Below are 13,610 nucleotides of genomic sequence, written 5' to 3'. Positions count from 1 at the left end.
GGGGCTCAGAGCTTCTCGTACACCGGCTTGCCGGCCCGCTTCTTCAGCACGCCGACCTCGACGGCCAGGTCGATCTGCTTCTCCAGGTTGGCGAAGACGGTGTCGTCCCACACGTCGGCGTAGACGGGGGCGAGCCGCTCCGGCAACAGCTCGATGGCCTTCTTCTCGGTGTCGGGGACGCCGTAGTCGGCGTGGTACCTCCCGATCAGGGCCGGATCCTGCTTGATCAGCCGCCAGGCTTCCAGGGTGAAGTCGACGTACGCCTTCGCGGTCTCCCGGTTGGCGGCCAGCCAGTCGCGGCGTACGGCGGTGCCGTTGAGGAACAGCGGGCTGCTGTCGCCGGTTCCCTTGCGCCACAGCTCGTCGACGGAGGCGAGTTGCCGGTTCCCGGAGCCGACCAGGCGGGTGGCGTTGGGCTCGATCGCGATGATCGCGTCGAGGTCGCCGCGCTCGTAGAGCGCGAGGTTGGCGATGGGCTGCCCGGTGAACAGTTTGAACTCGCGGTCGAAGCGGATGCCGTTGACGGCCGAGGCGAGCGCCGCCGCCCGGTAGGTGTCGCTGCTGGGTGGCTGCACGCCGACCTTCCTGCCCTTGAGGTCGGCGATGCTCTGGTACGGGCTGTCGGCCGGGACGATCCAGCGGCCGTGGTTCCACAGCGACGGTCCGACGATGACCACGTCGTGGCCGCTGGTGTTGACCTCGGTCGCGCCCAGCGGGCCGAAGGCGTAGATGTCGAGCACACCGGTGAGCAGTTGTTCCTGTCCCGCGCCGGGGCCACCGCCGGCCTTGCGGTCGAGGCGGAGCCCGTGCTTGGCCTCCAGGCCGAACTGTTCGGCCACGGAGTCGCGGATCGCCCCCGCCGTGCCGGGGCTGCGGGGCTGCACCTTGGCGCTGCGGGTGCCGGCGGCGGCCGGCTCGTCGGTGCCGCAGGCGCTCAGCAGGGTGGCCGCGCCGGCTCCGCCGGCGAGGAGCCCGGCGGCACGCAGCAGGGATCGTCGGGTGAGGGGTGTCGTGGACACAGGGGTTCCTTCCAGGTGTGGCTCAGGGGTGCCCCGGCTCGCGGGGTGAGGGCGGCGGGCCGGTGGCCGCGCCGGGGGTGGGGCGGGTTCAGGTGAGGGCGGCGACGATGCGGCGGTGCACGTCGAACAGGTCGGGGTCCTCCGGGCTGCGGGGGCGCGGGCGGTCGATGCGGTACTCCCCGACCACCTCGGCCGGGCGTCCGCCGAGCACCACCACCCGGTCGGCGAGGAACGCGGCCTCCAGCGCGTTGTGGGTGACCAGCAGGCCGGTGCGCGGGGTGCGCAGCCAGAGCTGTTGCAGCAGCAGCCGCAGGCGGCGGGCGGTCAGCTCGTCCAGCGCGCTGAACGGTTCGTCGAGCAGCAGCACCTCGGGTCGGACGACGAACGCGCGGGCCACGGCGACGCGTTGGCGCTGTCCGCCGGAGAGCACCGACGGGTACGACCGGGCGTAGTCGGTCAGGCCGACGGCGTCGAGGATCGGGGCGACCTCGGCGGGGTCGACGCCGGCCGCCGTGGCGGCGAGTCGCACGTTGGTCTCGACGGAGGTCCAGTCCAGCAGCCGGGGTTGCTGGAACACCATGCCGAGGCGGGGTCGGGTGCCGCCGGTGGAGACGGTGCCCGCGTCGGGGCGTTCCAGGCCGGCGATCAGGTGCATCAGAGTGGTCTTGCCGGTGCCGGAGCCGCCGACCACGGCGACCAGTTCGTCGGGGGCGAGGGTGAGGGAGAAGTCGCGGAAGATCTGTTGCCGTTCGCCGGTGCGCCGGTTGGTGAACGCCTTGTCGACGCCGTCGAGACTGATCCGGATGCTCATCGCAGGGCCACCCGCCGCCAGCGCACCGCGCGACGTTCCAGGGTCTGCAGCAGCCCGTACTCGATGGCGGCCATGACCAGGGCGAAGGCGACGGTCCAGGCGAGCACGCCGGCCACGTTGTGCTGGGAGAACTCCAGGTTGAGCTGGTAGCCGACGCCGTCGGCGAGGCCGAAGATCTCCACCAGCACGATGACCTTCCAGGCCATCGCGATGCCCAGGCGTGCCCCGGTGAACAGGTCGGGGACGATGGCGGGCAGCCACACGTACCGCAGTCGGGTCAGCGCGTCGAACCGGTAGACGTGGGCCATCTCGCTCAGCGCCGGGTCGACCGAGCGGACGCCCTGCGCGACGTTGATGGTCAGCGCGGGGGCTGCCGCGAGCGCCACGGTGAGGACCGGGTTGAGCAGGCTCACCCCGAACCAGATGACGCACAGCAGGGCCTTGACCAGACCGGGGGTGGCCAGTCCGATGAGGACGGCGGGCTCCAGGAAGCGGCGCAGCCACTCGCTGCGGCCCATCGCGATGCCGGCGGCGACGGAGACGACGAAGGCCGCCGCGAAGCCGAGCACGACGCGGGTGAGGGTGACCCGGACGTTCTCCGCCAGCGCGCCGCTGGTGGTGATGTCGGCCAGGTTGCGGGCGATCTCACCGAGGCCGGGGATCAGGGCGCTGCCGGAGGTGTGCGCCATGAGCTGCCAGCCGGCCGCGAGCAGGCCGACGAGCAGCAGCGCGGGCAGTGGCCGGGTGAGGCGTGCGACGACGTCGGTGGCGGGTGGGCGGCCCGGCGGCGCGGGCGACCGCCCACCGCCGAGCACGACCTCCTCGACGCCGGCGGGGTGCGTGACGGTCATCGACATCCCATCCTTCGGTACATGGGCCGCGTCATCCCCGACGCCGGCAGACCAGTGACCAGCACGACAACGCCAGCCTCTCGATTTCCTATCCTGCCGATAGGATTAGTAGGCTTGCAATGTTGTCTCACCTGACAGGATGCACCTTGTGGAGTAGTCGACCGGGAGCAACGAGTGACCGTCGTCGCCGGGGCGTCACGGGCCGTCGGGGCGCCCCGGCGGGGACCGGGCCGAGCGGGACGACGGACGGGCCGCAGGACCGGCGCACACACGGCCGGCCGGTGCGACCGCCCGTCTCGGGGCGGTCACACCGGCCGGTTCGATGGTCGCGTCAGGAGACGGCGCAGCTGACCCCGTTGAGGGTGAAGGAGGCGGGTCGGCCGGTGTTGCCGGTGTGGGTGGCCTGGAAGCCGATGTCGGTGGACTCGCCGGCCGCCAGCGTCCCGTTGTACGAGACGTTGCGGGCGGAGACCTGACCGCTGGTGCCGGTGTAGGTGGCGTTCCAGCCGTTGGTGAGCGACTGCCCGGCGGGCAGGGTGAACGCCAGGGCCCACCCGTCGATCGCCGACGTGCCGCGGTTGGTGATGCGGATGCTGGCGGTGAACCCGTCGTTCCAGGAGTTCATCGTGTAGCCCACCGCGCAGTCGCCGGACTGGCCCGGCGGCGGCGTGGTCGGCGGCGGCGGCGTGGTGGGCGGCGGCGTCGTCGGGGGCGGGGTGGTGGGCGGCGGGGTCGTCGGGGGCGGCGTGGTGGGGGGCGGCGTGGTCGGCGGCGTGGTGGCGAAGGTGATGTTCGAGACGTAGGAGTTGATGTTCCAGCTCGCGTCCGCGTCGGTCTGGCTGGTGACCGGCCGGCCCTGGACGGTGAAGTTGGTGAAGTGCACGCCGCTGATGTTGACCGTCGAGGATCGTCCGTGCAGGTTGACGACCTTCTTCACGTCCGAGGAGACGTTGGTGAAGTAGGCGTTGCGGATCGTCGAGGTGTTCTTCACCGTCCGCCAGGACGGCGGACGGTCCTCCTGGAGGTCGATCAGGCTGTCGGTCTGTTCGACCCTGACGTCCTCCCACCGGGTGTTGGACACGACGGCGGTGTCGACGGCGTCGATCACCATCGAGCGTCCCGCCTTCACCACGTCGATGTCGCGGAAGACGATCCCGTCCATGGACGTTCCCTCGGTCTTGGTGCCGATCTTCGCGCAGGCGGAGTTGCTGTAGCAGACGACGTGCTCGTGGACGACGTTCCTGGTGTTGACAATGCCGCTGGCGAACTCGTTCTTGGTCGCCATGTTGTCGTCGCCGGTGTAGAGGAACGCGTTCGACAGCAGGCTGTTGGTCGACTCGTCGAAGTCCACGCCGTCGGTGTTGTTGTACCCCGAGTTCGGCCGGCAGTTGATCAGCTTGTAGTTCCGGATGGTGACCCTGTCGCTGCGGTAGACGAGGGTGTTCCAGTAGCTGGAGTCGCGGACGGTGACGCCGTCGACCAGGATGTCGGAGCTTTCCTCGATCTTCAGCACGGCCAGGTTGATGCCCTGGGCCCGCAGGTACTTGCCGTTGCCGTCGATGACCCCACGGCCCAGCAGTTTCGCGTTGCGCACCTGGTACATCCGCAGCGAGGCGTGCTGCATGCCCTCGATGTTCACCCCGCCGCTGCCGGTGTTGAAGTCCGCCTTCTGGTTCGAGCCGTAGAGGACCGCGCCGGCGGCCAGGTAGAGGGTCATGTTGCTCTTCATCCACAGCTCACCGACCTGGTACCGGCCCGGCGGCACGTACAGGATGTTGCGGGTCGCCCCGGACGCTGCGTTGATGGCGCTCTGGATCTTGGAGGTGACCAGCGTCCCCCCGGTGTTGTCGACGCCGTAGTCGGCCAGGTTCGTGACGTCGGCGTCGCCCACCTGCGGCGCGTCCGCCTCGGGCGCGTCGATCAGGACGAACAGCAGTTCCTTGGCGTCGAACTGGACGATCAGGTAGTTGGGGCCGCTGGTGAAGCTGATGGTGTTGCCGCTGCGGGTGACGGCGAGCTTCCGGCTCTTGGGACTGACGGTGTACGCAGTGAACCCCTCGGCGACGGTGACCGAGAACTGGGCGGTCCCCGCCGCCGCCATCGAGCAGTGCGCGTAGTGCACCTGCATCTCCGGGGCGTACTTGGTCATCTTCTCGACGAACAGCGGGGTGGCGTCCGCCGTGACGGTGTAGAGCGTGCTCTTCGTCGCGCCGCGCAGGGCGGGATCGGCGACGCAGCCGCCGGCGGCCGCACCGGGCGAGTCGTTCGCGGCCGCCGCGGTCGCACCGTGGACCGGTGCCACCACTGCGCCCGTCGCGACACCACCGACGGCGAGGAGCGCGATCGTTGCCCAGATCGCGAGGCGTCTGTTCTTCATGGGGACCCTTCTCGGGGAATGGACTGGGTTTCGCCCGGACGACTGCCCGCCGTAGGCGGGCCGGCACCGGCGCGACCGCCGGCCGTGGCGCGGGACCCGCGCTGGTCCCGACAGGCCCTTCCGTGTCGCTCGCCGCGCCGCCCTGTTTCCTCGCGGCGGGGACACGGAGCCGAAAGGGCCGCGTCAAGAAACATTTCCACGGCGGACACTACGCATGACATGCATGTCCGTCAATATAAGGCAAGGCGGTGGCTGGAAACTATCGGGACATCATTTGAAACTTTCCAGTCGACCGAGCTGATACCGGCGGCGGGTCGGGCCCGCGAGGTGCGCGACCGTGAACCGCTGCCCGACCCGACGCACACCCACGGTCACCGCGTCGGGCCGTACCCGCACCGGGTGACGACCTCCGTTCGACATCGGCTATTGACGTCGCCGTAACAGGGGGCTTAGCGTCTGTCGAACCGCTTCGTCGAACCGCTTCGACGATCATCCACGTGCGGTTCGACGCTGCCCGGGGAGGTGCGCGATGGCCACCATGCACGACGTCGCCCGCCTGGCGCAGGTCTCGGTCAGCACCGTGTCCTACGTCCTCACCGGGGCCCGGCCGATCTCCCAGGCCACCCGGGCCAAGGTGCTCGCCGCCATGGCCCAGCTCGACTACCAGCCCAACGCGATGGCCCGCGGCCTGGCCAGCCGGCGCAGCCGGATCCTGGGCCTGCTGCTGCCGATGGACGAGCGCGGGCTCGGCGCGACCGAGGCGGCGTTCGTCACCGGGGCCGCCGCGGCGGCCAGCGCCGTCGGCTACCACCTGGTGCTGTCGCCGGTCGGTGGGGGCGGCGACCTCGACGAGCTGCGCCGGCTGGCCAGCCAGCGGATGTTCGACGGCGTCGTGCTGATGGAGGTGCAGCTCGCCGACGAGCGGGTCGACGCGCTCCAGCAGGCCGGGGTCCCGCTGGTGCTGATCGGGCGGACCGGGGACACCGACGGGCTCTCCTACGTCGACATCGACTTCGAGCAGACCGTGCGGGAGGCGGTGGCGCACCTGGTCGGCCTGGGCCACCGGCAGATCGTCTACGTCAACCACTCGGCCGAGACCCTGGCCAGCGGCTACGGGCCGGCGCTGCGTACCCGGGACGCCTTCGTCACGGCGATGACCGGCCACGGCCTGGAGCCGGTCATGATCCCGGCGCAGGACAGCGCCGCCGGTGGGCGGGCCGCGCTGGCCGCCGCCGTCGCGCGGGCGCCGGGCCTGACGGCCGTGCTGGCCATGAACGAGACGGCGATCTTCGGCATCCTCGGCGAGCTGACCGCGCGGGGGCTGACCGTGCCCGACGACGTGTCGGTCGTCTCGATGGTCACCTCGCCGCAGGTCGCCGAGCTGGCCACCCCGGCGCTGACCGCGATGACGTCGCCCGGGTCGGCGATGGGCCGGATCGCGATCGAGGCGCTGGTGCGCCACCTGGACGGGGCCGGTGACGAGCGCCACCAGCAGTTGCTGCCGTGCGCGCTGGAGATCCGGGGATCGACCGCAGCACCACGAAGCCGTCCCCCCGATGGGGGCTGACCAGGTAAAACGGCCCGCCGCCGCGCGGCAACGCGACGACGGACCCAGTGAAGTACCGGGCTCGATACTCAACGAGGAGGATAGCAATGCAGCGATTCCGCCGGATCGTCGCCGCGATCGCCCTGGCGGCCACCGCGACGACCACCGTGGCCGCGTGCGGCGGCGACGACAGCGGTGACGACAGCGGGGCCAAGACCCTCAAGCTCTGGCACTACGAGGGCGAGAACAGCGCGATGGGGGTCGGCTGGGCCAAGGCCATCGAGATCTTCAAGACCGAACACCCGGGCGTCGAGGTGCGCTTCGAGCGCAAGGCGTTCGAGCAGATCCAGCAGAACGCCGGCATGATCATCAACTCGTCCGAGGGCCCGGACATCATGGAGTACAACAAGGGCAACGCGACGGCCGGCCTGCTGTCGTCCCAGGGCCTGCTCACCGACCTCAGCGGCGAGGCGGACAAGCGCGGCTGGGCCGGCAAGCTCAGCCCCAGCCTGCAGACCACCGCCCGGTACAGCGACAAGGGCGTGATGGGGTCGGGCAACTGGTTCGGCGTGCCGAACTACGGCGAGTACGTCACGGTCTACTACAACAAGGACCTGTTCGACCGTAACGGCGTCACGGTGCCCACCACCATGGCGGAGCTGACCGCCGCGATGGACACCTTCGTCGGCAAGGGCATCACCCCGCTGGGCATGGCCGGCGCCGAGTACCCGGCCGGGCAGCTGTTCTACCAGCTGGCCCTGTCGAAGGCCGACCGGCAGTTCGTCGACGACTACCAGCTCTACAAGAACCCGGTCGACTTCCGCGCCGACCCGCTGAAGTACGGCGCGGACACCTTCGCCGACTGGGTGAAGAAGGGTTACGTGGCCAAGGACTCGGCGAGCCTCAAGGCCGAGGACATGGGCACCGCGTTCATCGCGGGCAAGACCCCGATGATCGTCTCGGGGAGCTGGTGGTACGGCCGGTTCAAGGCCGAGATGAAGGCCAACTGGGACACCTTCCTGTTCCCGGGCAACACCCTCAACGCCGGCTCGTCCGGCAACCTCTGGGTCGTCCCGACCAACAGCAAGGCCAAGAGCCTGGCGTACGACTTCATCGACATCACCCTGCGCCCGGAGATCCAGGACATGATCGGCAACAACGGTGGCATCCCGGTGGCCGGCGACCCCGCGAAGATCACCGACCCGAAGGACCGCAAGCTGATCGAGGACTTCAACACGGTCAGCAAGCAGGACGGTCTGGCCTTCTACCCGGACTGGCCGGTGCCCGGCTACTACGACGTGCTGGTCGGCGGGTTCCAGGCGCTGATCAACGGGTCGAAGTCCCCCGACCAGGTGCTCGACACGATCGCCAAGCCGTACGCCGACGGCGTCAAGGAGATCACCGGCAAGTGACACGGCGAGCGGCGGGCGCGACCGGCACCACCGGCGCGCCCGCCCACCCCCGCCGGGAAGGATCCTCCATGACAGTCCCCGACACCGTCGCCGGCACCCCACCGGCGACGACCCCCACCCCCTCCCCCGCGCCCCCACCCCGCCGCCGACGCGACGGACGCGACGCGGCGTACTGGCTCTACCTGCTCCCCGGGGCGGTGCTGTTCGTCCTGGTGATCGGCGTGCCGCTGGTCGGCACCGGCTACCTGTCGCTGACCCGGTGGTCGGGCGTCGGCGACCCCACCTTCGTCGGGTGGGACAACTACCGGCAGCTGCTGGACGACGACGTGTTCTGGGCGTCGTTCCGCAACACGGTGGCGATGATCGTCGCGATGGTGGTGGTGCCGACGCTGCTCGGGCTGCTGCTCGCCTCGGTGCTCTTCGACGTCATCGGGCGTCGGTTCCGGCCCCGGACGGCGGCGGCCCTGCGGGCCGCGTTCTACCTGCCGCAGGTGCTGCCCGTGGTGGTGGCCGGCATCGTGTGGGGCTGGATCCTGCGCCCCGACGGCGCGTTCAACAGTGTGCTCGACGCGGTCGGTCTCGGCGCGCTGCGCCACGACTGGTTGGGCGACCCGGACACCGCGCTGCCGGCGGTGATGGCGGTGATGATCTGGGTGCAGATCGGCTACCCGGTGGTCGTGTTCATGGCGGCGTTGCAGCGGGTCGACCCGGAACTGTACGAGGCGGCCGAGGTCGACGGGGCGAACTGGCTGCACCGGTTCCGGGCGATCACCCTGCCGCAGATCCGGCCGGAGACCTTCGTGGTGGCCCTGACCTGCACGATCGCCGCGCTGAAGGTGTTCGGGCCGATCTTCGCGCTGACCCGGGGCGGGCCGGAGAACGCCACCAACGTGCCGTCGTACTTCGCGTACTACACGTTCTTCAAGAAGCTCCAGGTCGGTTACGGCTCGGCGATCTCCACCGTGCTGACGGCGATCATCGTGGTGGTGGCCGTGGTCTTCATCGCCGTGCAGGCCCGCAGCGAGCGCCGGGAACGGGGGCGCTGAGATGGCCGTCACGACGACCGGGATCCCGGTCCGCCGGAAGGTGCGCGACCGGCACCACCGGGGCGTCAGCCGCTGGGTGGTGCTCGCCGGGGTCACCGCGGGCGCGCTGGTCATGCTGGTGCCGTTCGCGTTCATGCTGCTCAATGCGTTCAAGTCGCCGGGCGACTACTCGTCGGGCGGCCCGCTGAGCTGGCCGTCGGAGTTCTACACCACGGGGCTGCGGACGTACTGGTCGGAGGTGAACTTTCCGCTCAAGCTGTGGAACTCGGCGCTCATCGCCGGGTCGGTGGCGGTGCTCGGCGTCGTCGTGTCGCTGCTCAACGCGTACGCCCTGGGCATCGGCCGGGTCCGGGGGCGGCTGTGGATCGTCGGGGTGTTCCTGCTGGCCAACATGCTGCCGCAGGAGGCGTTGATCTACCCGCTGTACTACGTCGCCAAGGAGATCGGCCTCTACAACACCCGGCTGTCGGTGATCATCATCTTCACCGTCATCCAGAGCGCGTTCGGCACGTACCTGCTCGCCTCGGTGCTGGGCACGTTCCCCCGGGCGCTGCTGGAGGCCGCCGCGCTGGACGGTGCCGGCAGGTGGACGGTGCTGTGGCGGGTGGTCTTTCCCAACCTGCGGCCCACCCTCGCCGTCCTGCTCATCTTCTTCTTCATCTGGACCTGGAACGAGTTCCTCATCCCGCTGGTCATGCTGATCGACAACCAGACCCAGACCATCCCGGTCGCGCTCGCATCGTTGCAGGGTGACCGCCTGATGGACGCCCCCACCACCAACGCCGGCGCGTTGATCAGCCTGGTGCCGGCCATCCTGTTCTTCCTCATCTTCCAGCGCACCCTGGCGCGCGGCATCACGGCAGGAGCCGAGAAGTGAAGTTCACCGACGGGTACTGGCAACTGCGCCCGGGGGTCAGCGTGCTGCGCCCCGGCACTGTCGAATCGGTCGAACCGGACGACCGCGGCTTCACCGTGTTCGCGCCGGCCGGTCAGATCAACGGCCGGGGCGACACGCTCAACCGGCCGGTCGTCACCGTCCGGTTCTTCTCCCCCGCGCCCGGCGTCGTCGGGGTCACCATCGGCCACCACAGCGGCGGGCTGCCCCGCGAACCCCGCTTCGGGCTGGACACCGACGACACGCACCCGGTCACCGTCGACATCACCGGGATCAGCGCGTCGCTGACCACCGGCGAGCTGACCGTCCGGGTCGCGCTGATCGACGGCTGGCGGGTCGAGTTCAAGCACGGCGACCGGCTGGTCACCGCGTCCACCGGGCGTAGCGTCGGCATCGTCACCGACGGCGAGGGCCGCCGGTACGTGCACGAACGGCTCGCCCTCGGCGTCGGCGAGACGGTGTACGGGCTGGGCGAGCGGTTCGGCCCGTTCGTCAAGAACGGGCAGACCGTCGACGTGTGGAACGCCGACGGCGGCACCGCCAGCGAGCAGGCGTACAAGAACGTGCCGTTCTATCTGAGCAGCGCCGGCTACGGGGTGTTCGTGGACCACCCGGAGCACGTGTCGTTCGAGGTCGGCTCGGAGGTCGTCGCGCAGACCCAGTTCAGCGTCGAGGGTCAGTCGCTGACCTACCACGTCATCGACGGGCCCACCCCGAAGGACGTGCTGCGCCGCTACACGGCGCTGACCGGCCGGCCGGCCCGGGTGCCCGCCTGGTCGTACGGGCTGTGGCTGTCCACGTCGTTCACCACGTCGTACGACGAGAAGACGGTGACCGAGTTCGTCGACGGGATGGCCGAGCGGGACCTGCCGCTGTCGGTGTTCCACTTCGACTGCTTCTGGATGCGCCAGTTCCACTGGGTGGACTTCGTGTGGGACCCGGCGACCTTCCCCGACCCGGAGGGAATGCTGCGCCGGCTGCACGAGCGGGGCCTGAAGGTGTGCGTGTGGATCAACCCGTACATCGCGCAGCGCTCGTACCTGTTCGAGGAGGGCCGCCAGGCCGGCTACCTGGTGCGCAGCCCGGACGGGTCGGTGTGGCAGTGGGACAAGTGGCAGGCCGGCATGGCGCTCGTCGACTTCACCAACCCCGACGCGCTGGCCTGGTTCACCGGCAAGCTCCGGGCACTGCTGGACATGGGCGTCGACTGTTTCAAGACCGACTTCGGGGAGCGCATCCCGACCGACGTGGTCTGGCACGACGGATCGGACCCGCAGCGGATGCACAACTACTACTCCTACCTCTACAACAAGGCGGTCTTCGAACTGCTGGAGGCCGAACGGGGCGAGGGCGAGGCGGTGCTGTTCGCCCGCTCGGCCACCGCCGGCGGCCAGCAGTTCCCGGTGCACTGGGGTGGCGACTGCGAGTCGACGTTCGTCGCGATGGCCGAGTCGCTGCGCGGCGGGCTGTCCCTGGCGTCGTCCGGCTTCGGCTACTGGAGTCACGACATCGGCGGTTTCGAGGGCACCCCCGACCCGGCGGTGTTCAAGCGGTGGATCGCGTTCGGCCTGCTCTCCTCGCACTCGCGGCTGCACGGCTCCGGCTCGTACCGGGTGCCGTGGGCCTACGACGAGCAGGCGGTGGACGTGCTGCGCCACTTCACCCGGCTCAAGCTCGGTCTCATGCCGTACCTGGCGGCGACCGCCGAGGAGGCGCACCGCGACGGCGTCCCGATGATGCGTCCGATGATCGTGGAGTTCCCGGACGACCCGGCCGTGGCGCACCTCGACCGGCAGTACATGCTCGGGCCGGACGTGCTGGTCGCGCCGGTGCTCAGCGCCGACGGGCAGGTCACCTTCTACGTGCCCGCCGGCACCTGGACCCACCTGGTCACCGGGGCGCAGCTCACCGGCCCGGCGTGGGTGACCGAGAAACACGGGTACGACAGCCTGCCGGTGCTCGCCCGGCCCGGCGCGGTCATCGGGTTCGGGGCACGCTGCGACCGGCCCGACTACGCCTGGGCCGACGGGGTGGAGCTGCGGCTCTACGCCCCGGCGGAGGGGCAACGGCAGCGGGTGCGCATCCCGTCGCCCGACGGGGGGCCGGGGACGCAGTTCGAGGTGGGGTTCCGGGGCGGGGTGGCGACCGCCGAACTGGTGGCGGGCGAGTCGTCGGCGTACCACTGCGTGGTGGTCGGCGCGGAGAGGGCGGGACGATGACGGCACGTAGTTTCCCGGAGAGCTTCCTCTGGGGGTCGGCGACGGCGGCGTACCAGATCGAGGGCGCGGCCACCGAGGACGGTCGGGGTCCGTCCATCTGGGACACCTACAGCCACACCCCCGGGCGGACGTTGAACGGCGACACCGGTGACGTGGCCGCCGACCACTACCACCGGTGGCCGCAGGATCTGGACCACCTCGCCGAGCTGGGGCTGGGCGCGTACCGTTTCTCGATCTCCTGGCCCCGGGTGCAGCCGGGCGGTTCCGGCCGGTTCAACCCCGCCGGCCTCGACTTCTACGCCCGGCTGGTCGACGGCCTGCTGGAACGCGGCATCCGGCCGGTGGCGACCATGTACCACTGGGACCTGCCGCAGGAGTTGGAGGACGCCGGCGGGTGGCCGGCGCGGGACACGGCGCTGCGTTTCGAGGAGTACGCGGCGGGGATCGTCGCGGCCCTCGGCGACCGGGTGCACACCTGGACCACGCTCAACGAGCCGTGGTGCTCGGCATATCTGGGGTACGGCTCCGGGGTGCACGCGCCCGGTCGGACGGAGCCGGCGGCGGCGCTGGCGGCGGTGCACCACCTGAACCTGGCGCACGGTCTGGCCGGGCGGGTGGTGCGGGAGCTGACGCCGAGCGCCGAGCTGTCGGTGACGTTGAACCTGCACGTCGTACGGGGTGCGTCCGACTCGGCCGCCGACGCCGACGCGGTCCGGCGGATCGACGCGCTGGCGAACCGGGCGTTCCTCGGCCCGATGCTGGACGGGGCGTACCCGGCGGACCTGCTGGCCGACACCGCCGCCGTCACCGACTGGTCGTTCGTGCGCTCCGGCGACGAGAAGCTGATCGCGGTGCCGCTGGACGTGCTCGGGGTGAACTACTACTCCAGCACCCTGGTCCGTGCCTGGGACGGACACTCGGCCCGGTCCGCCGCCGACGGGCACGGTGCGTCGGCCCACTCGCCGTGGGTGGGTGCCGACGACGTCGACTTCCTGCCGCAGCCCGGCCCGTACACGGCGATGGGGTGGAACATCGACCCGCCGGCCCTGACCGAGCTGCTGCTGCGGCTGCGGCACGACCACCCGGGCCAGCCGTTGATGATCACCGAGAACGGCGCGGCGTTCGACGACGTGGTGTCGGCCGACGGGCGGGTCCACGACGACCGGCGGATCGACTACCTGCGCCGGCACATCGGCGCGGTGGCCGACGCCCGCGCGCAGGGCGTGGACGTGCGGGGGTACTTCGTCTGGTCGCTGCTGGACAACTTCGAGTGGGGCTACGGCTACGACCGTCGGTTCGGCATCATCCGGGTCGACTACGACACGCAGGAGCGCCGTTGGAAGGACAGCGCCCACTGGTACCGCCGGCTGGTCGCCACCGGCCGGTTGGACGGGTAGCCCAGCGGTCGGCGCGTGCCTGCCGCCCGGTGGGCCC

At 70.5% G+C, this 13,610-nt stretch carries 9 protein-coding genes and 2 pseudogenes; 6 read left to right on the top strand and 5 right to left on the bottom strand.

Annotated elements, in window-relative coordinates:
• Window positions 1-5: 5 nt before the first annotated feature.
• The 5 genes and pseudogenes from H1A17_RS05500 to H1A17_RS34230 form a co-directional block, all read right to left on the bottom strand.
• Window positions 6-1,019, bottom strand: a complete 1,014-nt coding sequence (locus H1A17_RS05500; protein ID WP_145919283.1) for an ABC transporter substrate-binding protein — start codon at window positions 1,017-1,019, stop codon at window positions 6-8.
• Between the two features lie 88 nt (window positions 1,020-1,107).
• Window positions 1,108-1,830: an ABC transporter ATP-binding protein gene (locus H1A17_RS05495; protein ID WP_145919282.1), complete on the bottom strand. Its 723-nt coding sequence runs from the start codon at window positions 1,828-1,830 to the stop codon at window positions 1,108-1,110.
• Window positions 1,827-2,681: an ABC transporter permease gene (locus H1A17_RS05490; protein ID WP_205789437.1), complete on the bottom strand. Its 855-nt coding sequence runs from the start codon at window positions 2,679-2,681 to the stop codon at window positions 1,827-1,829. The genes H1A17_RS05495 and H1A17_RS05490 overlap by 4 nt, the downstream gene beginning before the upstream one ends.
• 331 nt (window positions 2,682-3,012) lie before the next feature.
• Window positions 3,013-3,450 (bottom strand): annotated as a pseudogene (locus H1A17_RS34235) (cellulose binding domain-containing protein); the annotation flags it as partial.
• Between the two features lie 84 nt (window positions 3,451-3,534).
• A pseudogene (locus H1A17_RS34230) lies at window positions 3,535-4,782 on the bottom strand (glycosyl hydrolase family 28 protein); the annotation flags it as partial.
• Between the two features lie 805 nt (window positions 4,783-5,587).
• Between H1A17_RS34230 and H1A17_RS05480 the strand changes: the two are divergent.
• The 6 genes from H1A17_RS05480 to H1A17_RS05455 all read left to right on the top strand — a co-directional run bounded on the left by H1A17_RS05480 (window position 5,588) and on the right by H1A17_RS05455 (window position 13,573).
• Window positions 5,588-6,625 (top strand): LacI family DNA-binding transcriptional regulator, encoded by a 1,038-nt coding sequence (locus H1A17_RS05480; protein WP_145919280.1) that lies wholly within the window; start codon window positions 5,588-5,590, stop codon window positions 6,623-6,625.
• Window positions 6,626-6,711: 86 nt separating this feature from the next.
• Entirely contained in the window at window positions 6,712-8,016 is a 1,305-nt protein-coding gene (locus H1A17_RS05475; protein WP_194821233.1) for an ABC transporter substrate-binding protein, read from the top strand.
• A 68-nt stretch (window positions 8,017-8,084) separates the two neighbouring features.
• Window positions 8,085-9,062: a carbohydrate ABC transporter permease gene (locus tag H1A17_RS05470; RefSeq protein ID WP_194821232.1), complete on the top strand. Its 978-nt coding sequence runs from the start codon at window positions 8,085-8,087 to the stop codon at window positions 9,060-9,062.
• Between the two features lies 1 nt (window position 9,063).
• Entirely contained in the window at window positions 9,064-9,939 is an 876-nt protein-coding gene (locus H1A17_RS05465; protein WP_145919277.1) for a carbohydrate ABC transporter permease, read from the top strand.
• The gene (gene yicI / locus H1A17_RS05460; RefSeq protein ID WP_194821231.1) at window positions 9,936-12,176 is read left to right on the top strand and encodes an alpha-xylosidase; all 2,241 of its coding nucleotides are present in this window, start codon (window positions 9,936-9,938) and stop codon (window positions 12,174-12,176) included. The genes H1A17_RS05465 and yicI overlap by 4 nt, the downstream gene beginning before the upstream one ends.
• Window positions 12,173-13,573 carry a GH1 family beta-glucosidase gene (locus H1A17_RS05455; protein WP_194821230.1) on the top strand — a complete coding sequence of 467 codons (1,401 nt, stop codon included), beginning with the start codon at window positions 12,173-12,175 and terminating at the stop codon, window positions 13,571-13,573. The genes yicI and H1A17_RS05455 overlap by 4 nt, the downstream gene beginning before the upstream one ends.
• Window positions 13,574-13,610: the final 37 nt, after the last annotated feature.

This window comes from Micromonospora sp. S-DT3-3-22 (assembly GCF_015354745.1).
Lineage (GTDB): Bacteria > Actinomycetota > Actinomycetes > Mycobacteriales > Micromonosporaceae > Micromonospora > Micromonospora wenchangensis.
This window is presented reverse-complemented; position numbering and strand designations above follow the sequence as displayed.

Excerpts from the sequence above, each read along its gene's own strand:
- H1A17_RS05495 (WP_145919282.1), bottom strand. The coding sequence starts at position 1,830 with ATGAGCATCCGGATCAGTCTCGACGGCGTCGACAAGGCGTTCACCAAC.
- H1A17_RS05490 (WP_205789437.1), bottom strand. The coding sequence starts at position 2,681 with ATGACCGTCACGCACCCCGCCGGCGTCGAGGAGGTCGTGCTCGGCGGT.
- H1A17_RS05480 (WP_145919280.1), top strand. The coding sequence starts at position 5,588 with ATGGCCACCATGCACGACGTCGCCCGCCTGGCGCAGGTCTCGGTCAGC.
- H1A17_RS05475 (WP_194821233.1), top strand. The coding sequence starts at position 6,712 with ATGCAGCGATTCCGCCGGATCGTCGCCGCGATCGCCCTGGCGGCCACC.
- H1A17_RS05470 (WP_194821232.1), top strand. The coding sequence starts at position 8,085 with ATGACAGTCCCCGACACCGTCGCCGGCACCCCACCGGCGACGACCCCC.
- H1A17_RS05465 (WP_145919277.1), top strand. The coding sequence starts at position 9,064 with ATGGCCGTCACGACGACCGGGATCCCGGTCCGCCGGAAGGTGCGCGAC.
- H1A17_RS05455 (WP_194821230.1), top strand. The coding sequence starts at position 12,173 with ATGACGGCACGTAGTTTCCCGGAGAGCTTCCTCTGGGGGTCGGCGACG.